Origin of the sequence: Natronococcus sp. A-GB1 (genome assembly GCF_029688845.1) — an archaeon.
In the GTDB taxonomy this organism is placed as follows: domain Archaea; phylum Halobacteriota; class Halobacteria; order Halobacteriales; family Natrialbaceae; genus Natronococcus.
The window spans coordinates 23,626-49,423 of sequence record NZ_JARUKW010000002.1; the positions used below are offsets into that span (position 1 = coordinate 23,626).

The following is a 25,798-nucleotide window of genomic DNA, read 5'->3' on the forward strand; positions in this document are numbered from 1 at the left end:
GGACCGTTTCCACTCGAGATCGTGGGAGTAAACCACCCGACGTGGCGGGGGTTCGACCGGAAACGGAGGGGTCAGGGGACAGAGTGACGTGCGTGGCCTCCTTCCGGTGGCGCATGAATCCGAACGTCGGCAGACTCGACCGACTGCTGCGTGTCGTCGTCGGAGTCGCCCTGCTCGTCGTCGGCTACCGCAACCGCGGCCAAACGTTCGGGACGCTTGCGTTCGTCGCCGGTAGCGACGTTTTCGCGACCGCGGTCATCCAACGCTGTCCCGCCAACGAGCTGCTTGGGATCGACACCTGCAGCTAGCTCGCTCGAGCGTTGCCGTTCGAGCCGCTACGTCGTTCGGAACGCCCGATCGCCGGCGTCGCCCAGCCCGGGGACGATGAAGCCGTCGTCATCGAGTCGGTCGTCGATCGAGACCGTCAGCAGATCGGCCTCGGGGTGGGTCTCGTCGACCCGAAGCAGCCCTTCAGGGGCAGACACGGCCGAGAGGACGATCAGATGCTCCGGCTCGGGCGAGTTCTCGATGACGTGGTCCAGAACCGTACACATCGTACTCCCGGTCGCGAGCATCGGGTCGGCGATGATCACCGTATCCTCCTCGTGGATCTCGGGCAGTTTGACGTAGTCGACCGTGATCGGGAACGAGCCGTCCTCCTCGCGGCCGGCCTCCTCGTCGCGGCTCGCGCTGATGACACCCTGGCGCGCGCGGGGGAACGCCTTCAGCAGTCCCTCGACGAACGGCGTCGCCGCGCGCAGGACGTTGATGATAACGACGTCGTCGAGCCCGCGGACCCGCTCGCCCATCGTCGGCTCGAGGGGCGTGTCGATCTCGACGTACTCGGTCTCCATCCGGCCGTCGATGATCTCGTAGCCACAGATCCGGCCGAGTTTGACCAGTCCCTTCCGGAAGCTGACCTGCTCGGTTTCGACGTCCCGAAGCTGCGAGAGCGTGTGCTTCGCGAGCGCGTGCGTTATCAGGTGTGCGTCGTCCCGGTCTTCGATCGTCATTACTCGAACAGGCACGCGCCGGCACTTTCACGGTGTCGGTCCGCCTCGACGGCCGAACCGGCGTGTGTTCACGCCACACGGGAGTGGCGGTCTCACGCAGCGACGAGACTTATGTCGGTTCGACGCATAGCAGTCGCCCAGCCGAATGGAAGAGAGCATCTCGGGATTCAAGGTTCGCGGCGACTGGGGCGACGTCGTCGAGCACGGCGAGCGGATCACGCAGGCGCTCCGAAAGGCGGGTGTCCACGACCCCGACCACGACTACGGCGCCAGCTTCGCTCGCGCCTTCGAAGAGTGGGACGAGTGGCGCCCGAAGGCCCACGAAACGCTCGAAAGAGACGTCAGTGAAAAGACATCCGACCAGGCGAGCGTCGAGGAGGGAAAGGGCGAACGAGCGGGAAAAGAACCCGACGAGGACATCCAGACCGCCGGCGAGAAACTCTCGGAATCGTACGAGCACCTAGAAAAGGACGACGCCGACGCGGCGGTCAACGACTGGAAGGAGTCGATCGACTACGTGGCGCGCGCGGCCGACTCGGCGAGCCGAAAGGCGCTCCGGCGGGTCGAGGACACGGTCTACCAGAACGTGATGACCCAGCTCGCGCCGTACTACTTCGACAACGAGCTCGTCAGCGCGAACATCCAGCAGTCGACCCGCGGCGAGGGCGAACAGTTCATCTTCGAGGTCAACGTCAACGACGACGTTCTGAAGGAGGACGTCTCCGGACAGCTCAGCGAGTTCGAGGACACGATCGACCGCTGGCACGTCGAGGTCGAGAAGGACACGGAGGCCGCGGAGGCGATCGAGGGTGCCGAGCCGCCACCGGAGCCCGCCGACAACTCGAAGTCGACACGGAACTGACCGAGCGGGGCCGAGACGTGGCGCTCGTCTCTCGAAACCCACAGCTACAGCTGCAGGTCGGCACACACTTGTAGGGGCCTCGACTACTGTTCGATAAATGGTCGACATCGCGACGATTGGACTGTTCTTGATCGCCGCGACCGCGAGTCTCTTTATGGCCTGGGCGATCGGCGCCGGCTCAAGCGGATCGACGCCGTTCGCGCCGGCCGTCGGGGCGAACGCGATTTCGGTGATGCGGGCCGGCTTCGTCGTCGGCCTCTGTTGTTTTCTGGGTGCCGTTTTGCAGGGAGCGAACGTCTCCGAGGCCGTCGGCGAGGATCTCATCATCGGCGTTACCCTCTCGGCGGAGGCGGCGACGATCGGACTGACGATCGCCGCAGGACTGGTCGTTATCGGGATCTTCACCGGCTACCCGATCGCCACCGCGTTCACCGTTACCGGCGCAGTAATCGGTGCCGGCTTCGCGATGGGCGGCGATCCCGCCTGGGCGAAGTACCAGGAGATCGCCGCCCTCTGGTTGCTTACACCGTTCGTCGGCGGTGGGATCGCGTACCTGACTGCGCGCGCCCTGCGCGAGGAGCCGATTCCCGAGCGCCAGGTCGTCCTCATCCTGGCCGCGATCGTCGGCATGTTACTCGCAAACATCGAGTTCGCAATGCTCGGGCCGCCAGACGGCGGTGCCTCGATCGCCGTTACCGCCGCCGGCTCCCTCCCCGGATCGACGGTGCTCGGCAGCGCGGCGACGACTGGCGCGATCGCGGCGGCCTGTGCGGGCGGACTTCGATGGGACATGCGCCACGGAACGAAAGTCGCCGAGCGTCACTTCCTGCTCGCGATGGGTGCGCTCGTCGCCTTCTCCGCCGGCGGGAGCCAGGTCGGCCTGGCGGTCGGTCCCCTCGTTCCGCTCATAGACGACATCGGACTGTCGATTACCGCCCTGTTGCTCGGCGGCGGCGTCGGCCTGCTCGTCGGCGCGTGGACCGGCGCGACACGGATGATAAAGGCGATATCCCAGGACTACTCTTCGCTTGGTCCGCGACGGTCGATCGCCGCGCTCATCCCATCGTTCGCAATCGCGCAGGTCGCGATCCTGTTCGGTATTCCGGTATCGTTCAACCAGATTGTCGTCAGCGCGATCATCGGCAGCGGGTACGCCGCCGCAAGCAGCGGCGGCGTCAGCGCCCGCAAGATGGGATTTACCGTTCTCGCCTGGGTGCTCTCGCTTGCCGGGTCGATCATCATCACGTACGGCGGCTACCGCGCCGTCGACGTGCTCTTGCTCTGAGTGATCGGCACACATCGAACAGCCTTTACACGGCCGGTGGCGAAGGTCGAGTATGGGCGCGACCGAACCGATCCAGTGGCGACGGGATCCCGACACCTCTCGCACCGTTCGGCTCCTCTGGTCGCTCGGCGTCGGGACCTTCTTCGCCGTAACCGTCATCATCGTCTTCTGGCGGCTGTTCGATATGGCCACCCAGGTCGGCGGTCAGTCGATCGTCGCCGCCGCGCTGGTCGCACTCCTCATTACCGCGCTCGCGTTCGCCGTCTCGGACAACGCCGAACGACAGCTCGAGCGGATCTTCGGTCGGCTGTCAGTATCGGTTCCCTCCGGCACCTCGCTCAGCCGGGCGAGAGACGCCACGCTGGGAACGGTAGCGATGGTCGTCCTCATCGGCTCGCTGATGATCGCCGGTCGCATCGTCTCACAGCAGGGGTTGCTGGGCGGCGTCGGTGCCGGCCCGTTCACCGGACTGGCCGCGCTGTCCCTGCCACTGGCGCTCGTCGCGATCCTGCTCGCGTCGTTCCTGCGCTCGGTCGGCGCCTACAACCCCGACGAACGCACGGTCTACCTCTACGATCCCGACCAGTCGATCGATCTCGACCTAATAACGGACGCTTCCGTCCGTCAGATCGGCGACGTCGCGATCGTCAACTTCGACTACGCACAGCCCGACGGCCGGTACGTCCAGGGTCCGCGGCGGATCGTCGTTCCGCCTCGAGTCGCTCGGGAGGTCGTCGCCGCTGTCGACGCCCGCTAGTTCGCGTCGGTCTCCTCGAGTTCGTCGGCCTCGTCCTCGCTTCCCTCGTGGCGCTCGAGCTTGTGCAGTCGCGCCTTCATGATGCGGGTGTTCTCGACGGCCTCGACCGTGATGCGGACGCCGTCAAACTCGATCTCCTCGCCTTCCTCGACGAGTCGGCCCGCGCGGTTGAAGATGAAGCCGGCGATCGTCTCGAACTCCTCGCCCTCCGGAAGCTCGATCTCGAGGGCCTCGTTGACGTCCTCGATGTTGACCTCGCCGCGGACGAGGACGGTGTCGGCGTCGATCTCCTCGATCGGCAGATCCTCGCCACCCTCCAGGATCTCGCCGATGATCTCCTCGACCATGTCCTCCATTGTCACGAGCCCCTCAGTGGTGCCGAACTCGTCGATTACGATCGCCATGTGCATCCGGTTTTCGCGCATCTCGGTCAGCAGTTCGTCGACGTTCTTCGACTCGGGGACGTGCAGCGTCGGCTGGATCAGGTCGACGAGCTCGAGGTCGTCGGCCTCGGTCTCGCCGTAGTTGAGATCCCGAACGAGGTCGCGGATGTGGACGACACCCTGGACGTTGTCGAGGCTTCCCTCGTACACCGGAACGCGAGCGTGACCGCTCTGGATACAGGTCTCGATCGCCTCGTCGATCGTCGCATCCTTTGGAACCGCCGTCATGTCGAGTCGCGGCGTCATCACCTCCTTGACGATCGTCTGGTTGAACCGGAAGATCCGGGTGAGCATCTCGTGTTCTTCCTCCTCCAGGACGCCCTCCCGTTCGCCCGACTCGATCATCTCCTGGATCTCGTCGCGGGTGACGTAGGGCGTCTCGATCGCCCCCGTCGAGCCGGTGAGCTTGTTCACCTGTCGTGTCAGGTAGTCGAAGAGAACGATCAGGGGATACAGCACGTACTCGGTGGTCTTGAGCGGCTTCGAGATGCGGACCGCCCACGACTCGGTGTTCTCGACCGCGTAGGACTTGGGAACGCTCTCGCCGAACAGCAACACGATCGCCGTGATACCGAACGTCGCGAGCAACACGCCGACCAGCCCGCCGAAGTGAATCGAAAGGACGGCTGTGGCGATCGAGGACATCGCGATGTTGACGATGTTGTTGCCGACGAGGATCGTCACGAGCAGCCGGTGGGGGTCGTCCTTGAGCGCCTTCACCAGCTCGGCGCCCTCGACGCCGTCCTCGACCATCCCGTCGAGGCGGTGTTTCGCGAGGTTGAACATCGCGATCTCCGACGAGGAGAAGAATCCCGACAGCAGAATGAGCACCGTGACAGCGAGAACGCCGAAGATCGTCACGGTCGACTCGTCGAACTCGAGATCCAGAAACGGGACCTCGTAGGCGGCGAGCACGACCTCGAGCAGCGGAGACAACGCCATGATGTCCTGACTTGACACCCGATCGGTTAACCGTTTACCATTCTTTGCCCTTTCCCGACGACACGTTTACCCCGCCCGTTCCCCAACGAACGGCCATGTCCGAAGCCACCAGCCGCGACGACGAGCCGGCGATCACCTTCTATCGGCTCCAGGCGTGTCCGTACTGCGAGCGCGTCGCTCGCACGCTCGGAGAGCTGGGACTCGAGTACCGCTCGCGGTTCGTCGAGCCGTTGCACTCCCGCCGGGACGTCGTCAAGCGCGTCGCCGGCGTCCGCACCGTGCCGGTCATCGTCGACGACGAGACCGGCGTGACGATGGCCGAGAGCCCTAACATCGTCGACTACCTCGAGTCGACCTATGGCGACGGCCCGCCGACCGGCTCGGCTGCCGCCGACAGGGCGACCGCCGAAACCGGAGGTGACGACTGATGCCCGAGTTCGACGTCGTCGAACTCGGGCCGGCCGATCACCTCGAGCCCGGCGAGACGGCGCCCGACTTCACCAGACCCCTCGTTACCGACGAGTTCTGGGAGGATCGGTCGCTGGCGGAGCTGGTCGACGGCCGAACGGTCCTCGTCTTCACGCCGATGATCGGCTCGTTCGTCGCCAAGTACGTCTGGAGCGAGCTGGCCGAGCGAGGCTGGCTCGAGCGCGGGGAGCGGATCGTCGGAGTTACGGCCTCGACGCCCTACGGGGTCTCGAGGTTCCTCGACGAGAACGACCTGCCAGTCGAGGTTTTCGCCGATCCGACCAACGAGGTCGCCGACGACTACGGGATCGCCCACGATCTCGACGGGATGGCCGGCGTCAGCGAGCCCCGACTCGCGTTCGTCGCCCTCGACGCCGACCGATCGATCGAGACGGTCTGGGTCGCCGACGAGTGGCCCGAGTTTCCCGACTACGACGAGGTCGAGACCGAGTTCGGCCTCGACTGACGCGGTGCGTTTTTGGCGTCGCCGAACCGATCGAGAGCTATGAGCGAACTCGAGTCGGCCGCTACCGCTATCCGAGAGGGCGAGCTGATCGTCTACCCGACGGAGACCGTCTACGGGCTCGGTGCGAACGCCGTCGATCCCGACGCCGTCGAGCGGGTGTTCGAAGCGAAAGGGCGGGACCGATCCAAACCAGTCTCGATGGCGGTTCCGTCGGTCCCGTCGGCGCTCGACTACGTCCGCGCGACCGACCGCGAGCGCGAGTTCATGGCGAGGTTCCTCCCGGGTCCCGTGACCGTCCTCTGTCGGCGACGCGAGGTCGTCCCCGACGAGCTAACTGCGGGCGAGGATCGGGTCGGGGTCAGGGTTCCGGACCACGACCTCGCGCTCCGGCTCTGCGAGCGGGCCGGGACGCCGATCACGTCGACGAGCGCGAACGTCAGCGGGAGCGGAAGCGTCCGCCGGATCGACGACCTCGAGCCGTCGATCCGCGAGGCCGTCGCGGTGACGATCGACGGCGGCGAGACGGCAGGGACCGAAAGCACCGTCGTCGACGTCTCGAGCGGGACGATCCACCGCCGCGGTGCGCGGGCCGACGAGATCGAACACTGGCTCGACGCTCGGTGACCGACCGCCGCCTACTCGAGATCCGCTACCCGAGTCCGAGCAACGACCGCAGCGTCCGCGTTCGAACGCCACACTGCTCGGCGAACTCGCAGGCGCCGCACTTCGCCCGGTTGTCGATCCGCGCCGGCGGCCCGTCGAGTTCCTGGACCGCCCGTAACGTCCGACGATATCCCGCCTTCCGTCGGGTCGTGAGATCGATCCGGCGGATCGCACCGTAGGCGGGGTACTCGAGCCAGGCTCGTTCGACCGGCCGCTCGTGCTCCCAGGCCAGCGCCTTCGCGGCCGCGACGGCGTGGACCGACTGGGACTCCCAGACGCCGTTCTCGGGGGGCTTTCCGGCCGAGACGAGAACGGGCTCGAGGGGGTCCTGGAGAACTTTGTGGACGATCCCGCGACAGTGGCGCCCGGTCGCGAGGACGGTTCGGGCGTCGGGCTCGCGGAGGCGCTGCCAGTGGCTTGCTTCCTCGAGTCGTCGTCGGGTCTCGGCGAGTCGGTCGCGGTAGGCTGCCGGCGGAAGATCGATCGGTTCGGATGCGAGGTCGTCGATCGACGCCTCGAGCAGGGACTCGTATCGGAGCTCGAGCCCCCGGATTTCCGTAACCTCGGGCGGAGGTTCGCGCTCGTCGGCGTCCTGACGGCGCTGGTAGTAACACTTCCGCGGGCAGTAGGCGGCGGTCCGGAGATCGCTGAAGGCGACGTGTGACACGGGCGGTCTGGCCGCGCCTTCGGACAAAAACCCTCGTCTACTCCCTGCGGAGCTCGTCGCGCTAGAAGTCGACGTCCGTCTCCATCCCCTCGGTCGCGTCCTCGAGGCCGTCCTCGCGGACGTCGGTCGCCATACGCTCGGAGAGGTCGGCGTCGGCGAGGACGCTGTCGAACTCGTCGCGGTAGCGGTCGTTGGCCGCGCGGGACTCGTCCTGGGCCGCGGCGACGCGACGGTAGCGACCGATCCGTTCCTCGCTGACGTCGTACTCCTCGGCGAGCGCGGCGTCGTCCTCCTCGCGCTCGCGGATCGCGGCGAGGTCGACCTCGTCCGCGTCGCTCTCGTCGATCAGGTGCAGCGACATTCGGGCCTCGAAGACGTCGTCCTCGGCGACGTCGAGCTCCTCGGCCAGCTCCGCGTCGGAGCGATCGTCGTAGAACCCCTCCGCGATCTGGAGGTAGTCGTCGGTCGAGAACGGCCCCTCGAGTCCGTAGCGCTCGTTCATCTGCGTGACGACGCTCTCGAGGCGCTCCCGGTCCGTGCGTTCGTCCTTCTCGAGGGAGCCACGGTCGTCCTCCTGGGCCTCCGTGACGGTCTCCTCGCCGTCGGTAACCTCGGTGAAGATGTCACGGAGTTCTTCCGTTTTTTCGTTCATGGGTGGACACTCGCGGGGGGCGGCTATATAAGCCTGTTGGCAGAACGGGTAGCGGCCGGCAGTTCGTGAACTCACAATATCTGGTTAATTTACGCAAGACAACGGAGGGGTACGTGGGACAATCTCGTGACAAGAATTAAGTCACGGCTCCCCGCCTAATTGAACATGAACGTCCTCGCGCAGACGGAGGTGACGAGGGAGACGTACTGGGGACTCAGCAGCACGGAGTACGCGCTGTTCTATCTCCTGGCAACAGTGACGATTCTCGTCTTCCTCTACGGGGTGTACAGACGATTTACGCGGTACACGGCCGGCGACGACGATCCGTTCGCCCGGCTCGACGACCTCGCGGGCCGGATCGTCTCGAGTACGAAGATCGTGCTCTCGAACGAGAAGCAGTTCGACAGGGATCTCTACGGCGGGCTGATGCACGCCTTCATCATGTGGGGCTTTCTGACCCTGCTGATCGCGACGACGATCCTGTTCGTCGACGGCTACTTCTGGGAACCGTTCCAGGGCTCGTTCTGGGTCGGCGACTTCTATCTCGCCTACCAGTTCATGGTCGACGCGATGGGGCTGCTGTTCGTCGTCGGGATCGGGATGGCGATGTATCGGCGCTACTGGGTTCGCAACGAACGCCTCTGGGATCGCCACACCTCGAGCGAGGACGACATCTTCATCTGGACGCTGTTCGCGCTGGGCGTCGGCGGCTTCCTGCTCGAGGGACTGCGCATCTACGCGACGGGGATGCCCGACCACGAGATTGTCAGCTTCGTCGGCTGGGGGCTCGCCCTGCTGTTCCAGACGATCGGCCTCCCCGTCGTCGAGGGGACCGCCACGGATCCGAACTACACCGCACTCGGCGTCCTCGGTTTCAATGCGGAGACCTTCCACTGGCTGGCCTGGTGGTCCCACTCGCTGATCGCCTTCTTCTTCATCGCGTGGATCCCCTACGCCAAGCCGTTCCACATGCTTTCCTCGTTCGCGAACGTCGTCACCCGCGACGAGAAGGCCGGCAAGCGACTGCCGAACGTCCCTGCCGATCTGGACGCCACGAACGCCGAGTCCATCGAGGACTTCACCTGGAAGGAGATGCTCGACCAGGACGCCTGTACCAAGTGCGGACGCTGTTCTGCCGTCTGTCCCGCCAAGGCCTCGGACCGTCCGCTCGATCCGCGCAACGTCATCCTCGACCTCAAGAAGTACCGCGAACACCGCGCCGAGGGCGGCGAGGAACAACCGATCATCGCCGACGGCGGCACTTCGGTGATCGACACCGAGACGATGGAGTCCTGCATGGCCTGTATGGCCTGCATGGACGCCTGCCCCGTCGAGATCGAACACCTCCAGTCGTTTACCCGGCTCAACCGCCAGATGACCGACCAGGGCGACGTCGACCCAGGAATGCAGGACGTCTTCCAGAACGTCATGCAGAACGGCAACACCTTCGGCGACAGCCCGCGCAACCGGGCCGACTGGGCCGACGACCTCAAGTTCGACGTTACCGACGCCCGCGAAGAGGAGGTCGACTACCTCTGGTACGTCGGCGACTACCCCAGCTACGACGACCGCAACAAGCAGGTCGCCCGCTCGCTGGCGGCCATCCTCCAGGAGGCCGACGTCAGCTTCGGCATCCTCTTCGACGACGAAAAGTACGACGGCAACGACATCCGCCGGGTCGGCGAGGAGTTCCTCTACGTCGAACTCGCCGGCCACCACGTCGAGACCTGGGAGGACTGCGAGTTCGACACGATCGTCTGTACGGACCCCCACTCCTACAACACGTTCAAAAACGAATACCCGGAGGTCGACTTCGAGGAGTTCGCCGACGATCCGATGATGCCCTTCGACTACGAGGAGCAATGGAACGCCGACGGTGAAGTCGACGTACTCCACTGGACCCAGGCTGTCGAGGAACTCGTCTCCGAGGGCCGACTCGAGCTGTCGGGGACGGAACTCGACTACACGGTCACCTACCACGACCCCTGTCACCTGGGGCGGTACAACGACGAGTACGAGGCCCCCCGCGAGATCATCGAAGCGACGGGCTGTGAACTCGAGGAGATGCCCCGCAACCGCGGCGATTCCTTTTGCTGTGGTGGCGGCGGCGGTGGCCTCTGGATGGAGTTCGACGAGGAGCCAAAGCCCAGCGAGGAGCGGCTTCGGGAGGCCCTTGAGGATACCGCTGCTGGGGCGGGGATCGAGAAATTCGTCGTCGCCTGTCCGATGTGTATGACGATGTACGAGGACGGCCGCAAGACCGGCGGTTTCGAGGACGAGATCGAGATCGTCGACGTCGCCGAACTGCTCGTCGAGGCGATTGGCGCGCGGGAGAAAGCGGGGCTCGAGACCGCGGCGGCCGACTGAGCCAGGGGCGGTTCGAATAGCAGCAGATCGTAGTATCGTTTCTTTGTTCGATCCTACCGCGTGAAACTCGCGTTACGTACAGGCGAAGGCGATATCACGGCCAGCATCCGCGAGTAGCGCGGAACGTTCCGTTCCGCGGACCGTTCGCGCGGCGCCGCGCGAAGACGAAGCGAGCGGTTCCCCGCCGAAGCGGGCGAAGCTCGCGGAGGCAGCTTTTTAGCGTAGATTTTTGGAGTCGAGTGGGACCGGCGGTCCCACTGACCATGCGAACGGGCGCGAAGCGCCCGTGAGCAGAGAGTGGTGAGCGAGCAACGCGAGCGAACCCGACGAGAAAAAGGTACGTGTGCATCGCTACGTACTGAATCGACCAATTCGGATTCAGCACCGCAACTGAGTGCGGACGTAGTGCCAACTACTGTTAGCTCGTTCCGTGTTTGTCCTGACGCGAGTGCCGACTATATCGACCGCGGATCGATCCGATCGACGATTCCATCGAAATCATCGTCGAAGCTGAGCACGGCGTCGATTCCGTCGTTCTCGATCAGCGAAACGAGACTCGCATCGGTGAAGCTGAGGTCGTGGTCGTCGTACCGTTCGAAGGTCCGAACCGTCCGTTCGAACCGATCCCGGGTTACGATCAGGAGTTCGATTCCACCGGGAAACGAACCACGACCTGCAATCCGGTCCCCAACGAGACGGGCTTCGCGGTGCGTTCCGGTTCGTTTCCGAGCGAGCGTGACGGCCTCATCGTAGACGTAATCGGTAGTGTACGGCGCTCCAAACTCACCAGCCAAAACGGCCGCCAGTGCCCCCGTCGCGGCGTCGTGATGGTGGTCTCGATCGTTCTGCACAGCGACGAAAACGCCCGTATCGATGAGAACACTCATTCTCCGTACAGCACGTCATCGATGTCGTCTTCGCTCGTCTCGACGCCCCAGTCCGAGCTTCCGGCGAGCCACTGCTCGATCTCGTCGTCGGACAGCGGCTCGAAATCGTCGCGAAACGACTCGATCAGTTCCTCCTTCGACTCGTACGTGTCGGTGACGATTCGTTCGAGCAGCTCCTGTTGGGTGACGTTCTGACCCGTCTCGAGCCGGATCTCAGCCTGTAACTCCTCGAGTCGAGATTTCGTCGTGTCCGTGACTTTGACCGAGGTGCTCATAGCGGCTAGTAGCGGATGCTACTGAGAAAACTGTTCCGCCGAGTTCCGCCGGGCTACTCGAAAATCGAAGCCGGGAGTGTAGATCGAGCGAATCCGAAAACGTATACTCAGTCCGAGGATCCGGCTCGCGTCGACGTCGCTCCGCTCGAGGTGGCCTCGGCCGACTGCAGTTCCGCGACGTACTCGAGGAAGTTCTCGAAGACGAGCTTCGCCTCGCCCGCCTTCCGATAGTTCTCGTCGGTGATCTCAGCGAGCACCGAGTCGCGGCGCTCGTCCGATAGCTCCTTGCGATGAACGAGTTCGCGGGCCGTCTTCTGGTCGTACTCCGGGTGGAACTGGACGCCGAAGACCCGATCTTTGCGGAAGCCGTGGTTGGAGTAGTCGTTCTCGGCGAGCGGTTCGGCGCCGTCGGGCAGCGTCGAGACCTCGTCGGCGTGACTCGTAAAGACGGTGAACTCGCTCGAGATCCCGTCGAACAGTCGAGATCCCCCGAAGTGTTCGACCCGACTGTAGCCCACTTCGTAGGTACCCATATCCTCGACCGTTCCCCCGAGGACGTCCGCGAGCAGCTGGTGGCCCCAACAGATCCCCAGGAACGGCACGTCGCGAGCGATCGCCTCGTCGACCCACTCCTTGGTCGCGTGGATCCACTCCTCGTCCCAGTAGACGGACGTTCGCGATCCCGTGACGACGGCGCCGTCGAAGGCGAACGTCTCGGGTAGTTCCCCCTGTGTGATATCGAACTCCGCCAGCGAGGCGTCGAGTTCGCGTCGAAAGTTTCTCGTGGTGTTCGCGTCCTCGTGAGCCGCGTTCAGGACGGCGATGCGTAGCTGACCCATCACCACTCCCTGGCCGCTCGGAGGAAAAATGCCTTCTGCTACGGCCGGGCGTTGCCGGAAGTTTGGAGCCACGGAATCGAGTAGTCGTGAGCCGATAACGTCCTCACGGCCGGTGGTAGCTCCCATCGTCGCGCCGGCGGAACCGCTCGCCGGTGTCGAACCAGCCGTCGACGAACCCCGGTGCCGACCTCGAGTCCGTCTCGCTGCCGTCACCGTCGTCGGCAGGTGTTGCGTACCCATCGGCGACCACCGGGCCGGAGAGTCGCAACTGTCCCGTCGCCTCGCCCTCGAGTACGCCCCCCTCGTCGTCGACCAGTCGCGCGTCACAGTCGAGCACTGGCCTCCCGATCGCGTCGTCGTCCGTCGGTCCCGCCACCGTCCGAGTCGCCGCTGTGGGGCACACCGGCGCGCCGTAGGCCCGTGAAACCGTGACGCCGTACTCGAGCAGCGGCTCCACGGACTCTTCTTCGACGGTGTGGTCGCAGATCGCGCGCTCGAGACCTGCGAGCGCGTCGGCGTTCTCGTGGGTTGTGAGTTCGCGGATCGGGGCCTGTCGGCCGGAGACGACCGTCACCCCGCTCCCGTCGATCGCCCGCAGCGTGTCACCGGGATCGAACGCACGGTCGATCAGGAGCCGGCCGCCGGCGTACAGCACGGGGAGCGCGGTTCGGAACAGTCCGTCGGCCGTCGAGAGCGGATCGAGGACGAACCCCGAGTCCTCGCGGGAGAGGTCCCACTCGAGGACGGCGTCGATACAGTTCCACTCGACGGTCTCCGACGAGAGGATCGCCACCGACTCGCCCGAGTCGTCGTGGATCGCGAGCAACGGTCCGGCGTCGTCGGTCCGCTCCGTTCCGGCGTCGACGGCGGACGCGTCGGTCTTCGCGAGCTCCTCGAGCGTGACGGTTCGATCGTGGGGGATCGAGCGCACGAGGTCCCGCTGGGCCGCCTCGGCGACGACGATGGCGGGCTCGAGCACCTCGAACGGGCGAGTCACCGTCGCGGGCGTCAGCCGGTGCGAGATCGGGGCGAGCGTCGCCCCGAGTCGGCGACAGGCGAAGACGAGCGCCAGCGACGCTACCCGGTTTCGAGTGACGAGACAGACGGTGTCGTCGGAGACGACGCCCCGTTGCTCGAGCGCGCCGGCGAGCCGGCCCGCGATGCGGGACAGCTCCGCGTAGGTGACGCGGTCCTCGTGGACGGTCTCGGCCGGCGCGTGGAGACGGTCCTCGGAGACGTCGACGATCGCCGTCCGATCCGGGAAACGCTCGGCGCGGCGGGCCAGCGAGAGAGTCACGACGGCGTCTTCGACGGCTGACACCGTAGTAGCACGGGTGGACAGGCGCAAGCCGTCCCTCGGCCGTCACCGATCGTCGGCCGAGCGGTTCTCGAGAAAGCCAAGCAGCTGATCGTTGACCGTCCGCGAGCGCTCGATCCCGACGAGGTGGCCCGCGCCCTCGAGCGGGACGAACTCGCCGCGGGGCAGTCCGGACGCCAGCTCGCGGCTCGCCTCGGGTGAGACGAGGTCGTCGGCGGTGCCGTGGATAACGCGTGCAGGTTGGGTCACCTCGACGAGCCAGTCGCGGGCGTCGAACCCCTCGAGGGCGGCGAGCTGTGCCTCCCACCCCCCACTGGTGGCGTCGCCGTCGGCTCGCCAGTCGACGATGCCGTCGACGACCTCGGGCTGTGACTCGCGGAACTCCGCGGAAAGGGCCGACTCGAGCGAGGTCCGGAGCGCCGCGCGGTCGTCGGGCGAGGCGAGCAGGGGCTCGAGGTCGAACGCCGATCCGTGGGCCGCCGTGCCGAGCAGCGACAGCGTCGCGATCCGCGTCGACTCGCGAGCCGCGGCGAGCGCGACCGCGCCGCCGAGCCCCGCACCGACGAGGTGGGCGTTCCGGGCGTCAACGGCGGCGAGAATCGTCTCGAGATCGTCGACGAGCGTCGCCATCGAGTACGGCCCGGACGGTGCGTCGGATCGACCGGTTCCGCGGAAATCCCAGACGACGGTCTCGTAGGGACCGGTCAGCGCGGCGTGTTGCCACCCCCACGACCAGCCGCCAAGGCCGGCCTCGGAGACGAAGAGGACGGGCGGACCGTCGCCCTCGCGGCGGTAGTACAGCGAGACGCCGTCGTTCGAAACGGTTGACATACTCGAGGAGTGGCGTTCACAGCTCAGGTCGGTTTCGGTTCGCGAGGGTCAGGCCGCGAGGTACGACTCGGCGGCCGCGGCGAGGGTCTCGCTCGCGACGAGCACGTCGTCCCACGCGATCGTCTCCTCGGGGAAGTGCGCCTGCTCGATGTTCCCCGGGCCGAACAACACCGTCGGAATTCCGGCCTCGACGTAGTGGCGGCTGTCGGCGCCGTAGGTTCCGGCCCGGGGGTCGGTCCCCTCGAGCCCCTGGGCCGTCATCGCCGCCCGCACCGCCCGGACCACCGGCTCGTCGGCCTCGATCTCGGCGGGTTCGAACTGGATCGAGAATCGCTCGAACTCGCAGTCGACGTCGGTTTCGGCGACGACCTCGGCCAGCCGCCGGTCGAACTCCCGCTCGACCTCGTCGACGGTCTCGCCCGGCGCGACGCCGATTCGGATCTCGGCGACGAGCTCGTCGGCGACCGATGACGCCCAGCGTCCCGCCTCGAGACGGCCGACACAGACCGGCCACGGGATCGGGAACCCCTCGTACAGCGGGTGGGTGACGCGTTCGCCGCGTTCGGCCTCGAGTTCCTCGAGTGCCCGACGGATTCGCTCGAACGCGGGCAGCACCGACTCGCCGCGCCAGCGCATCGCCGCGTGAGCGGAACGGCCCTCGAGCCGGAGCCGCTTCATGAGGCTTCCCTCGGTCGCGATTACCGGGCTGCAGTCGGTCGGCTCGGCGACGATTGCCACGTCCCGCTCGAACGGGTAGGGGTTATCCAGGGCCGCGGCGGCCGCCCCGATCCCGCCCTCCTCCTCGCCGGCGACGCTCTCGACGACGAGCCGGCCGTCGATCTCGGGGCTCGAGGCCTCGAGGTGGCGCGCCGCGAACACGCAGGCCGCCAGCCCGCACTTCATGTCCGCGGCGCCCCGAACGGTGAGCTTTCCGTCTGCCCACCGGGGTTCGAACGGATCCCCCTCCCAGCCGCTGCCCGCCGGCACCACGTCGATATGGCCGTTCAAGACGAGCGTCCGTCCCGCATGGGGATCGCCGAACTCGAGCACGCCGCCGACGCTCGGCCTGTCAGTCGTCTCGATCTCGGCGGGATCGTCGGGAAACGAGGGGTGGTCGGCGAGCGTCTCCGCGTCGGCCTCCCATCGGTAGGTTTCGAAACCGGCCGACTCGAGGGTGTCGCGGACCCACTGCTGGGCGGGCGCCTCGTTTCCCGCGGTCGTATCGAACCGGCACAGCTCGTCGACGAACGACTTCAGATCAGCCTCCCACGTCGTCGCGAAGGTCATACTCGAGAGAGCGACGGACGGACCAAAAGAGCAGCGACAGGCCGTCGAGCGGTAGAAATCGAGTATGGTAGCTGGAGCGGGTCAGGCCGCTTGTCGCCGCTCCCACCACTGCTTGACGTACGGCCCGAAGATGAGCAGGACGATCAGGACGCTCAGGATAAACGACAGCCACCGTCCGTACTCGAGCGGGTTCACGAAGATCATGAACGAGCCGTCCGAGAGCTGCAACGCGGTGTAGAGGTTCTCCTCGGCGATATCGCCCAGCACGACTCCGAGAACGAACGCGATCACGGAGTAGTTGTACCGGACCATGTAGAAGCCGATGATCCCGAAGACGATCACGGTGAGGATGTCGATCGGGTTGATCCGCAGGGCGTAGGTGCCCAGGAACGAGAGGACGACGACCATCGGGATGATGTAGTCCGTGTCGATCTTGGTGAGGTAGCCGAGCTGGGTCACCATCGACAGTCCGAACAGCAGGATGACGACGTTGCCGACGAGCAGCGCCAGCAACATCGTGTACGTCAGCGTCAGTTCGCCGCTGGGATCGAACATGCTCGGCCCCGGCCGGAGGTCGTGCATGAGTAGGCCGCCGATGAGGACGGCCGTCGACGAACTCCCCGGAATACCAAAGGAGATGGCGGGGACGAGCGACCCCGCGACGGTCCCGTTGTTCGACGCCTCCGAGGCGATGACGCCGATCTCGTTGCCCGAGCCGAACGAGTCAGGGTCGCTCGAGGAGCGGACCGCCTCGGAGTAGGCGACGAAGTTAGATACCGTCGCGCCTGCACCGGGGATCGCGCCGACGATCATCCCGATGTTCGCGGACTTGAACACCGTGATCGGATGGTTGAGCGTCGACCGGACCCCTTCGGTGATGCCGGCTCTGTCGATCGTGACCTCGCCCTTGGCGATGCCGCCCTCCTGGCCGGCGAGTTTCATCATCTCCGCGATCGCGAACAGCCCGATCAGGACGGCGACGAAGTCGATGCCGTCGTAGAGGTACATCGTCTCGCTGTAGCGCTGGTCGAGCGACATCGGTGCGATGCCCACGGTCGTGACCAGCAACCCCGCGACGCCCGCGAGGAGCCCCTTTGCGAACGATCCACGGGTGACGACCGTAATCATCGCCAGTCCAAGGATCGCCACGAGGAACCGCTCGGGCGTTCCGACCGCCAGGACCATCTCGATCAGCGCGGGCGAGAACAGAATCAACGCGGCGATCGTAAAGAGGCCGGCGAACGCCGAGGCGGTCGCCGAGATGGCGAGTGCCGTCGCCGCTCGTCCCTGTTGGGACATCGGATAGCCGTCGAACATCGTCGCTGCCGAGGAGGACACCCCCGGCGTGTTGATCAGGATCGCAGCGATCGAGCCGCCGTACATCGAACCACTGTAGACCCCGACCAACAGAATAATCGCGTTTGCCGCGTCGAGCGGTAACGTCAGCGGCAGAATAATCGCCATTCCCAGCGGTGGCCCGAGCCCGGGCAGTCCGCCAACGATAATGCCGATAATGACACCGGCCAGCAGCCAGATCATCGTCTCGACCGTCAGAAGTGCCTCGATCGCACCGACGAACGATTCGACCGTCATCCGATCACCACGCCCCACTGGAACAGGTCACCAGCGTGGATCCAGAGACCGAGCAGATCGTCCGGCGCTGGGAGCTCCCAGCCGGTGAGCCACCCTTCGGCGATATCGTCCTGAATCAGGTCGTAGAAGAGGTAGGCAGTGACGAAGCTGAGAACGGTGAGCGCGACCGCTTTGGGGACGTCCATCCGAACCCAGAGCGTCCAGGCGATAACGAAGATCGGTGTCGCGTACAGCATTCCGATCGTGAACGTCAACAGCATGTACCCGACACAGAGCGCCCCGGTAACCACCGGTCCCTTCGGATCGTCGATCTCGTAGACGTACATCGCTGCCGAATCGCTCTCCTCGCCGCTCGACGCTCGGTCAGCGTCGGCCGTTTCCGAGTCGGCCTCGTCGGCCGGCGGTTCCTCGTGTTCGGTCTCGCTCTCCGGTATGGCATCGGTCGTATCCGTATCTCCCATCACCTGCATCGGCTCGGCGACGAACGACTCGACGCCCTCGCCGAACCGCTCACGGAAACCGACGACCACGACCAGAAGTCCGACACCCGCCACGAGCGACACCAGCCCGCCGCCGTCGGCGAGGAACGTGGTAACGCCGTCGTACGTGAGGTACGCACCCAGGCCGGCGCCGACCAGCGGGGCGACGACGGTCAGGTAGTTACGAGCAAGCAGGAGGAAAGCGAGAACGGCCGTCCCGCCGGCCATGAGCCGTGGGAACGTCTGAGCGTCCGGCGCGAACTCGGAAGCGCCCTGGTACATGTAGACCCCGACGACGAGAAACAACAGCAACAGGACGTGTTCCATCGTCGGTCGCTCGCCCAGCACCGTCTCGAGGGGGGCTCGAACGCGGTCCGCGATCGAGCCTACGGTGTCGTCCTGTTCCATGGCTGGTTCCGTCTAACGGCGTTGAGTTCGACCGAATCTCGATCGGTGCTGGTCTCGGTACGGCGTCGTTCGCGAGAGCTTCGAGTGGCGTCGGTAGCAGTAAACTTGTTCTGTGACATCTCTCTTTTTCGTGGCCTCGAAAGCAACGTAGTCGGCGTCTCGAGTCGGGATCGGCTTCGATGTTCCGGCTCCGAAGGCTACTCCTCTTCGTCCTCTTCCTCTTCGACCATCTGCTGGAACTCGTCGAAGCCGCCGATCGACTCGTCGACCTGTGATTCGATTTCCTCGACGCTGCCGACGTACTGGTCTGCGGCGTCGTCCATGTCGCCGAACTCGACGATGTTTCCGGTCTCCTCTTCCCACTCCTGGGTCTCTTCGTGTTCGGTCGCCTCCTGGATCGCGTCCATGAGAATCTCCCGTTCCTCCTCGGGGGTGTCCGGCGGCGCGACCTGTACCTGGTAGAACTCCGTGATCCAGGCGAGGCTGTCACCGTAGTCCGTGATCGGATCGATATCGGGGAAGACGTGGTCGAGGTCGATATCCATCAGGTTGACGATAGCGGTCGCCTCGCCGGACTCCTCGGCGGCGACGGCGGAGGTGTTCGTCGCGAACCCGGCCGCCACCTCGCCGCCGATCACCGCCTCCATGGTGGGACCGCCCCCGTCGTAGGGGACGGCGCTGTCGTAGTCGAGATCGTACTCTTCGCGTAGCAACAGCGTCGTCAGGTGACTGTCGCTGCCGGCGCCCTGATAGCCGAAGCCGCTGATCTCGTCGTCGGCGTACGCGTCCCGAAGCGACTCGAAGTCGTCGATTCCGCCGGCATCCTCGGCGGCATCGTCGTTTACGATGAGCGTGTAGCCGAAGACGCCGGAGTAGGCGATCGGCTCGAGATCCTCCGGTTCCCAGGCGTCCACCTCCTGGGCCCGCCAGGTGAAACTCCATCCCGGCGGGTTGACGGTCCCGAACGTGTAGCCGTCGGGGTCCTGCTGGACGAGCCACTCGCTTCCGAGCATGCTGCCGGCGCCCTCCCGGTTATCGATCTCGATCGACTGATCGAGCGGGTCCTCCATCAGCGGCGCCATCTGACGGGCGTACGTGTCCGTTCCGCCACCCTCTCCCCAGGGGATCATCCACGTCAGCGACTCCGAGGGGAAGTCGTCAGCGTCCCCGTTATCATCCTCGCCGAGGCATCCGGCAAGACCGGTCAGTCCCACAGCCCCAACTGCACCCGTTGTCTGGACAAACGTTCGACGGTCCATGATAGCCGAGAACATGAATCAAGAGTATATAATAGTTTTGGATGCGATGCTCGGGAACAGGAAAAATCATTAGCAGAATGGTTAGAATAAGACCTCGTGTAAATAATTGCACAAGATCTGTAGTGTCTGTTTAGTATATTTGTATTTGCCCTCTGATATATATGGCCCCTACTGTCCGTACATATATCGTTCGTACCACCCATCACCCCTCATGAGCGAACGAACGGCGAGGAACCGAGTCGAAGAGGCGATCACTGATCGAGAGGACGAACTGCTGGGTCTGCTCGAGGATCTCGTCGCCGCGAAGTCGGTGACCGGTCACGAACCCCGCGGACAGGGCGTGATGCTCGAGGCGTTCGACGACCTAGGTCTCGAGGTCGACACGTGGGAACCGAGCGTCGAGGATCTCGAGGGCCATCCCGGGTTCTTCCGGACGTCGTCGTACGACGAGCACGGGTACGACGGCCGGAAGAACGCGGTGGCCACCCTCCCGAGTTCCGGTGACGGACCGACGCTCGCCCTGTCGGGACACATCGACGTCGTTCCCGCGGCTCCCGAATCCGCCTGGGAGTCCGATCCCTGGACACTCCGCCGAGAGGGTGACGAACTCTACGGCCGCGGCGTCTCGGATATGAAGGGCGGACTCGCCGCGATGCTCGTCGCGGTCGAGGCCCTGCAGGACGAGTGGATCGACCTCGCAGGCGACCTCTACGTCCAGAGCACGATCGAAGAAGAGGCGGGCGGCGTCGGCGGCCTGCTCTCTGTCCTCGAGCGCGGGTACGTCCCCGACGCGGCGATCGTTCCCGAACCGTTCGGCCTGCCGAACGTCGGCATCGCCAGCGCCGGCGTAATGTTCTTCGACGTCACCGTTCCGGGAAAGAAGGCCCACGCCGCCTGGGGCCACCAGGGCGTCAGCGCCTTCGACAAGGCCTGTCTCGTTCGGAAAGCTCTCGAGGAACTGAACGACGAACGGCAGGCCAGGATCGACTTTCCGCCGGCCTACGGCGCCGATCCCGACCTCGAGGGCCACGTCACGAACATCAATCTGGGCGTCGTCGAGGGCGGCGACTGGCCCGCCTCGGTGCCCGCCGAGATGTTGTTGCAGGGTCGGGTGGGGTGGCCGCCTGGCGAGACGCGAGCCGAGGTTCGCGAGTCGATCGAGGGGGCGATTGCCGACGCCGCGAGCGAGGACGAGTGGCTCGCCGAGAACCCGCCGACCGTCGAGTGGACGGGCTGGAACGCCGCACCCCACGAGGTGTCTCGCGACGCCGAGATCGTCGAAATCGCGAAACGAAACGCCGAGTCCATTATCGGCGAGGAGGGGACGTTCGTCGGCGGCAACGCCGCCCTCGACGAACGCTTCTACCAGCGTTACTACGACGTGCCGGTCGTCACCGCGGGGCCGTACGGCCCGAACCTCCACGGCGTGGACGAGTACACGACCGTCACGTCGCTGCTCGAGACGGCACAGACCATCGCGACGTCTGCGATCGATTACTGCGGACTCGCGGAGTGACTCGGGCGACTCGAGCGTTCTCGACGCCATCCTTCAGGGTCCGGGGGTCACTACATATCGGCGACAGGAGAAGCCGTACTTATTTCCCGAAAGACAGTATCGTGAGATGAGATGGCAACGCAACATGACGGACACCGCGTCGACTACCACCTCAGCGACGCCGACCACAACATCCACAACGCGTGGGACAACAGCCTCGAGCCCGTGCTCACGGTCGAACCCGGCGACGTCGTCCGGTTCGAGTGCCGCGACGCCGTCGACGGCCAGGTAACCGTCGAGTCCGGTCCCGAGGAGTTCTCGAACGTCAGCTTCGATCCGGTACACCCCCTGACCGGACCGGTCGCCGTCGAGGGCGCCGAACCGGGCGACGCCCTCGTCGTCGAACTGCGCAGCTTCCAGCACAAGGGCTGGGGGTACACCGGCTTCCTCCCCGGCGAGATGGGGCTCGGCCTCCTTCCCGAGGACTTTCCCGAGGCAGGGGTTCACATCTGGGACCTCGAGGGCGACGTCGGTCACTTCGTCAACGGGATCGAGGTTCCGCTCGACCCGTTCCCCGGGACGATCGGCGTCGCGCCGGCCGAGTCGGGCGAACACGACACGCTCCCGCCCCGGCGCGTCGGCGGCAACATGGACGTCAAACACATGACCGCGGGCTCGACCGTTCGCCTTCCCGTCGAGGTCGACGACGCCCTCTTTTCGATCGGCGACTGCCACGCCGCACAGGGCGACGGCGAGGTCTCGGTGACGGGGATCGAGGCGCCGATGTTCGTCACCGCCCGGTTCGACCTGCAGAAAGACGCCGAGATCAAACAGCCCCAGTTCGAGACCGACGGCCCGTTTACGCCGACCGGGCGCGACGAGCGGATGTACGGGACGACCGGAATCGCCGACGACCTGATGGAGGCGGCGCGGCTCGCAGTGCGACACATGATCGATCACCTCCACGAGGAGCGCGACCTCACCCGCGGGGAGGCCTACATCCTCTGTTCGGCCGCGGTCGATCTGAAAATCAACGAGATCGTCGACGCCCCGAACTGGGTCGTCTCGGCGTACCTGCCCGAGAGCATCTTCCCCGACTCGGGCGTCGACACGATCTGAGCTGACTGGTCGCTCGGTTCGACGCCGATCAGGCGTCGAGAATCTGTCGAACGACGTCAGGGGCGTCCTCGAGCGCCTCGTCCAGTTCGTCGACGTTCGGGCCGCCGCCCTGGGCGAAGTCCGGCGGGCCGCCCCCGCCGCCGCCGACCTTCGCGGCGAGCTCGCCGACGACCTCGCCGGCGTTGACGCCGACGCCGTCGGGAACAGCGACGACGAACTGGGCGCCGCTCTCGCCGCTACCCAGAATCGCGATATTGCCCTCGTCGCGGATGGCGGTCGCCGTCGCTCGAAGCTCGTCCATGTCGGCGTCGATCCGGTCGACGACCGCCGCAGTGTCGCCGACCTCGATCTCGTCGCCGCCGCCACCGCCGCCCGCGCGGGCCGTGGCGAGCTGTTCTTTCAGGTCCTCGATCTCCTTGCCGCGGGCCTTCCACTCCTCGAAGAACCGCTCGGCGGTGTCGGGAACCTCCTCGGGCGAGACGTCGAGGACCTCGGCGGCCCCGTAGAGGGCGTCCTCGGTCTCCTGGGTCGCCGCGATGGCGGCCTCGCCCGCGGCGAAGGTGAGTCGCTCGACCCCGTCCTGGACCCGCTCGCTCGAGCGGATCTTGATCGTGCCGATCTCGCCGGTTCGGGCGACGTGGGTCCCTCCGCAGGCCTGGACGTCCTCGTCGACGTGGATCAGCCGGATCTGCTCGCCCGGCGGGATCCCGCCCTGATAGAGGTCGAACCCGTGCTCGCTCTCGGCGTCGTGGCGGTCGGGCCACTCCTGGGTCACCGGAGCGTTGTCCATCACGATCTCGTTTGCCTCCCGTTCGATTCGCTTGACGTCCTCGCGGGAGATCCGATCGTAGTGGCGCAGGTCGATCCGCGAGGAGTCGACGCCCTTCTGGGCGCCGGCCTGACGGACGTGCTCGCCGAGCACCTGGCGGGCGGCGTGGATGACGATGTGGGTCGCCGTGTGGTGGCGCATCAGCTGCCGGCGCCGATCGACGTCGAGATACCCCTTCACGAACTCGCCCTTGTCCGGGTGGGCGTCGGTCCGGTGGAGAACGACGCCGTCCTCGATCTGGACGTCCTCGACCTCGACGGTGGCGTCGTCGGTCGAGAGCGTCCCGGTGTCGGCGGGCTGGCCTCCGCCCTCGGGGTAGAACATCGTCTGGTCGAGCACGACGTCGTACCCGTCCTCGCGCTCGAAGACGTCCAGGACAACCGCCTCGAACTCGGTGCGTTGCTGGTCGTCGTAGTACAGCTTCTCCGTCTCGGGGAGGTCCTCGAATCGGGCGTCGGTCTCGCCGGTCGCCTCCTCGAGTGCCTCGACGGTGTCGTGGCGCTGTGCGACGAGACTGTAGAAGTCGTCGGGAACGTCGACGTCTGCGCCGGCCTCGGCGGCGATACCCTCGACCATGTCGGGCTGGATCCCGTGGGAGTCGTAGAGTTCGATCAGCTCCTCGGTCGGGATCGGCTCGCTCTTCTTTGCGTACTCCGTCGCGAGGGCTTCGACCCGTCGACCGCCGCGCTCGAGGGTCTCGCGGTACTTCTCGACCTCGGTCCGGACGATGTCGCGGATCGTGTCGCGGTTCTCGTACTCGAGGCGTTCGGCCTGCATGTCGACGAGCTCGTCCAGCGGCGCGTCGACGCCGACGTTGTCACAGAGCCGTTTCGTTCGGCGAAGCACCATCCGGGCGAGATACCCCGTCCCGACGTTCGAGGGGACGATCCCGTCGCCGAGCATGTACGCGAGGGTCCGGCAGTGGTCGGCGATCGCGTAGATGTCCTCGAGGGGCTCCATCAGTTGCTCGAGCTCGCCGGCGTCGACGCCGAGTTCGTCCGCGATCTCCCCGCGGGCGGTCTCCATATCCTCGGCCTCGTCGATGTCCATGTGGCCCGCCAGCTTGGCGGCACGGTGGACCAGCTCGCTCTCGTCGTCGGAGTGATCGAGCTCGGCGTTGTTCTTCAGGAACTCGATCATGTCGGGGTAGATCGCCTCGTAGACGGTCGGCGTCCCCTGGGACACCCAGGTCCAGCGCTCGAGACCGTAGCCCGTGTCGACGATGTAGGTGTCCATGTAGGAGTAGCGGTTCCCGTCTTTCATCTCGAACTCGCCGTCGGGATCCTGCTCCATACACATGAAGACGAGCGTCGCGAGCTCGACGCCCTTGAAGATGACCTCGATCGCGGGGCCGGCGTTGCCGCCACCGACCCACGGATCCTCGATGTAGATGACCTCCTCGAGGTCGACGCCCATCGAGTCGAAGAACTCGTCGCAGAGTTCTACTGTTCGGTCCTTCCAGTAGACCTCGCCCTGGTAGGCGTACTGATCTGGGTTCTCGAGGTCCTCGCGGGCGTTGAACGCGTGGTGGGCCATCATCTCGAACGCCATCGTGTGTCGACCCGTCTTCCCGACGTTGTCGATGTCCTGCATCCGGATACAGGGCTGGCTGATCGTCAGGGGATTCGCCGGCGGCGGCGTCTCCCCGCTCGTCACCAGCGGCTGGAAGTCGTAGATCGACGCCTGGGTCAACAGGACGTCGTCGCGCCAGCGGTTCGCCGCGACGGGGTAGGGCTCGATCCGCTCGTGGTCGTGGCCCTCGAAAAAGGAGAGGAACGTCTCCCGCATCTCTTCCAGACTGTGCTCCTCGTCGAACCCGGGGTTGCCGATGAAGTCGTACTCCTCGCAGGGCGGCTCGCCGCAGGTCTCTCGCTCGTAGTCGCGCGTCCAGAAGTGTGCGCCACAGGAGGGACACTCCTTGCGCTCGAAGCCTTCCTCCTCGAAGTACTCGAGGCGGTACTCCTCCTCCAGTTCACTCATTACACGTGTGTTGGCCCCGCAGCGGGTAAAATAGTTCCGCAACCGTTATTCGGGATAGATTGCCTCACGGCGGCGGTCTCGGGCTCGGAACGTCGATCGACCACCCTCGAAAGCGGGCATCAGCGGTAGCCAAACGCCACCGCCAGGAGGACGACGAACGTACTCGCCAGCGCGCCGACAGCGACGACGGCGTCGTCGACCTCGAGCCAGACGAGGGGAACGAACCCGAGCAATAAGACGCCACAGCCGATAACGACGAACCCCAGCCGACGGCCAGTCTTCCGGTCGACATCGGGCGTCGTCAACAGCTCCCGTTGATCGCGAACCGCGACGAGCCAGCCGAGAACGAAACACAACAGCGCGCTCGCGAGGATCGTCCCCGTCCCGACGATCGTCGACGGGAGCTCGAGGACGATCGCCCCGGCCAGCGCGAACAGTCCGACGCCGACGATCCCGAGGACGGCAGCGTTCGCTCGAGCGCTCGCGTCATTGTCCGGCTCGAGGCCGTACAGCCGTCGCGTCCAGCTTCCGGCCCGAAGCGAGGCGAGGGCGAGCGCGAGACAGCCAGCGCCGACGGCGAGGAGAACGGCGATTCCGCCAGTCGAGGGAGACAC

Annotated in this window: 25 protein-coding genes; 10 read left to right on the top strand and 15 right to left on the bottom strand. The window is 65.7% G+C overall.

Features of this window, described 5'->3' with window-relative positions; translation table 11 throughout:
- The first annotated feature begins 113 nt into the window (after positions 1-113).
- Entirely contained in the window at positions 114-308 is a 195-nt protein-coding gene (locus QA600_RS02795; protein WP_278290437.1) for a DUF2892 domain-containing protein, read from the top strand.
- A 27-nt stretch (positions 309-335) separates the two neighbouring features.
- Here the strand turns inward: QA600_RS02795 and upp are convergent, their stop codons facing one another.
- Positions 336-1,013 (bottom strand): uracil phosphoribosyltransferase, encoded by a 678-nt coding sequence (upp, locus tag QA600_RS02800; protein WP_278290438.1) that lies wholly within the window; start codon positions 1,011-1,013, stop codon positions 336-338.
- Positions 1,014-1,158: 145 nt separating this feature from the next.
- Here upp and QA600_RS02805 point away from each other — a divergent pair, with 145 nt between their 5' ends.
- The 3 genes from QA600_RS02805 to QA600_RS02815 all read left to right on the top strand — a co-directional run bounded on the left by QA600_RS02805 (position 1,159) and on the right by QA600_RS02815 (position 3,917).
- A complete protein-coding gene (locus tag QA600_RS02805) occupies positions 1,159-1,875 on the top strand; it encodes a DUF5828 family protein (RefSeq protein ID WP_278290439.1) in 717 nt (238 codons plus the stop codon).
- A gap of 97 nt (positions 1,876-1,972) precedes the next feature.
- A complete protein-coding gene (locus QA600_RS02810; protein WP_278290440.1) occupies positions 1,973-3,160 on the top strand; it encodes an inorganic phosphate transporter in 1,188 nt (395 codons plus the stop codon).
- A gap of 52 nt (positions 3,161-3,212) precedes the next feature.
- Entirely contained in the window at positions 3,213-3,917 is a 705-nt protein-coding gene (locus QA600_RS02815; RefSeq protein ID WP_278290441.1) for a hypothetical protein, read from the top strand.
- Here QA600_RS02815 and QA600_RS02820 read toward each other — a convergent pair.
- Complete coding sequence (locus QA600_RS02820; RefSeq protein ID WP_278290442.1) at positions 3,914-5,302, bottom strand: hemolysin family protein; 1,389 nt, start codon at positions 5,300-5,302, stop codon at positions 3,914-3,916. The genes QA600_RS02815 and QA600_RS02820 overlap by 4 nt on opposite strands.
- Positions 5,303-5,397: 95 nt before the next feature.
- Here QA600_RS02820 and QA600_RS02825 point away from each other — a divergent pair, with 95 nt between their 5' ends.
- Genes QA600_RS02825 through QA600_RS02835 form a run of 3 tightly spaced genes read left to right on the top strand, consistent with a single transcriptional unit; the run spans position 5,398 to position 6,860 of the window.
- Positions 5,398-5,730, top strand: coding sequence for a glutaredoxin (locus QA600_RS02825; RefSeq protein WP_278290443.1), 333 nt, complete (start codon positions 5,398-5,400; stop codon positions 5,728-5,730).
- Entirely contained in the window at positions 5,730-6,236 is a 507-nt protein-coding gene (locus QA600_RS02830) for a redoxin domain-containing protein (RefSeq protein ID WP_278290444.1), read from the top strand. The genes QA600_RS02825 and QA600_RS02830 overlap by 1 nt, the downstream gene beginning before the upstream one ends.
- Before the next feature lie 39 nt (positions 6,237-6,275).
- Positions 6,276-6,860: an L-threonylcarbamoyladenylate synthase gene (locus QA600_RS02835; protein WP_278290445.1), complete on the top strand. Its 585-nt coding sequence runs from the start codon at positions 6,276-6,278 to the stop codon at positions 6,858-6,860.
- 25 nt (positions 6,861-6,885) lie between these two features.
- Here the strand turns inward: QA600_RS02835 and QA600_RS02840 are convergent, their stop codons facing one another.
- On the bottom strand, positions 6,886-7,566 hold the full coding sequence (locus QA600_RS02840) for a hypothetical protein (protein WP_278290446.1): 681 nt from the start codon (positions 7,564-7,566) through the stop codon (positions 6,886-6,888).
- Between the two features lie 61 nt (positions 7,567-7,627).
- The gene (locus QA600_RS02845) at positions 7,628-8,218 is read right to left on the bottom strand and encodes a hypothetical protein (RefSeq protein ID WP_005554781.1); all 591 of its coding nucleotides are present in this window, start codon (positions 8,216-8,218) and stop codon (positions 7,628-7,630) included.
- A gap of 165 nt (positions 8,219-8,383) precedes the next feature.
- Between QA600_RS02845 and QA600_RS02850 the strand changes: the two genes are divergently transcribed.
- A complete protein-coding gene (locus tag QA600_RS02850; protein WP_278290447.1) occupies positions 8,384-10,585 on the top strand; it encodes a (Fe-S)-binding protein in 2,202 nt (733 codons plus the stop codon).
- A gap of 455 nt (positions 10,586-11,040) precedes the next feature.
- On the opposite strand, the gene QA600_RS02855 is transcribed toward QA600_RS02850, so the two are convergent.
- The 9 genes from QA600_RS02855 to QA600_RS02895 form a co-directional block, all read right to left on the bottom strand.
- The gene (locus QA600_RS02855; RefSeq protein ID WP_278290448.1) at positions 11,041-11,472 is read right to left on the bottom strand and encodes a PIN domain-containing protein; all 432 of its coding nucleotides are present in this window, start codon (positions 11,470-11,472) and stop codon (positions 11,041-11,043) included.
- Positions 11,469-11,747: a hypothetical protein gene (locus QA600_RS02860; protein ID WP_278290449.1), complete on the bottom strand. Its 279-nt coding sequence runs from the start codon at positions 11,745-11,747 to the stop codon at positions 11,469-11,471. Before QA600_RS02860 ends, QA600_RS02855 begins: the two co-directional genes overlap by 4 nt.
- A gap of 107 nt (positions 11,748-11,854) precedes the next feature.
- Positions 11,855-12,586 (bottom strand): type 1 glutamine amidotransferase, encoded by a 732-nt coding sequence (locus QA600_RS02865; protein WP_278290450.1) that lies wholly within the window; start codon positions 12,584-12,586, stop codon positions 11,855-11,857.
- Positions 12,587-12,689: 103 nt separating this feature from the next.
- Positions 12,690-13,907: an AMP-binding protein gene (locus tag QA600_RS02870; RefSeq protein ID WP_278290451.1), complete on the bottom strand. Its 1,218-nt coding sequence runs from the start codon at positions 13,905-13,907 to the stop codon at positions 12,690-12,692.
- 42 nt (positions 13,908-13,949) lie between these two features.
- A complete protein-coding gene (locus QA600_RS02875; protein WP_278290452.1) occupies positions 13,950-14,735 on the bottom strand; it encodes an alpha/beta hydrolase in 786 nt (261 codons plus the stop codon).
- 48 nt (positions 14,736-14,783) lie between these two features.
- A complete protein-coding gene (locus QA600_RS02880; protein ID WP_278290453.1) occupies positions 14,784-16,022 on the bottom strand; it encodes an ArgE/DapE family deacylase in 1,239 nt (412 codons plus the stop codon).
- Between the two features lie 81 nt (positions 16,023-16,103).
- Positions 16,104-17,615, bottom strand: a complete 1,512-nt coding sequence (locus QA600_RS02885) for a tripartite tricarboxylate transporter permease (protein WP_278290454.1) — start codon at positions 17,613-17,615, stop codon at positions 16,104-16,106.
- Positions 17,612-18,502 carry a hypothetical protein gene (locus QA600_RS02890; RefSeq protein WP_278290455.1) on the bottom strand — a complete coding sequence of 297 codons (891 nt, stop codon included), beginning with the start codon at positions 18,500-18,502 and terminating at the stop codon, positions 17,612-17,614. Before QA600_RS02890 ends, QA600_RS02885 begins: the two co-directional genes overlap by 4 nt.
- 197 nt (positions 18,503-18,699) lie before the next feature.
- Positions 18,700-19,761, bottom strand: coding sequence for a substrate-binding domain-containing protein (locus QA600_RS02895; RefSeq protein WP_278290456.1), 1,062 nt, complete (start codon positions 19,759-19,761; stop codon positions 18,700-18,702).
- A gap of 211 nt (positions 19,762-19,972) precedes the next feature.
- Here QA600_RS02895 and QA600_RS02900 point away from each other — a divergent pair, with 211 nt between their 5' ends.
- Together QA600_RS02900 and QA600_RS02905 are read left to right on the top strand one after the other, a co-directional pair.
- Positions 19,973-21,277: an ArgE/DapE family deacylase gene (locus QA600_RS02900; protein ID WP_278290457.1), complete on the top strand. Its 1,305-nt coding sequence runs from the start codon at positions 19,973-19,975 to the stop codon at positions 21,275-21,277.
- Between the two features lie 111 nt (positions 21,278-21,388).
- Positions 21,389-22,375 (top strand): acetamidase/formamidase family protein, encoded by a 987-nt coding sequence (locus QA600_RS02905; protein WP_278290458.1) that lies wholly within the window; start codon positions 21,389-21,391, stop codon positions 22,373-22,375.
- A gap of 28 nt (positions 22,376-22,403) precedes the next feature.
- On the opposite strand, the gene alaS is transcribed toward QA600_RS02905, so the two are convergent.
- Together alaS and QA600_RS02915 are read right to left on the bottom strand one after the other, a co-directional pair.
- Positions 22,404-25,184 carry an alanine--tRNA ligase gene (gene alaS / locus QA600_RS02910; RefSeq protein WP_278290459.1) on the bottom strand — a complete coding sequence of 927 codons (2,781 nt, stop codon included), beginning with the start codon at positions 25,182-25,184 and terminating at the stop codon, positions 22,404-22,406.
- A 119-nt stretch (positions 25,185-25,303) separates the two neighbouring features.
- The gene (locus QA600_RS02915) at positions 25,304-25,798 is read right to left on the bottom strand and encodes a hypothetical protein (RefSeq protein ID WP_278290460.1); all 495 of its coding nucleotides are present in this window, start codon (positions 25,796-25,798) and stop codon (positions 25,304-25,306) included.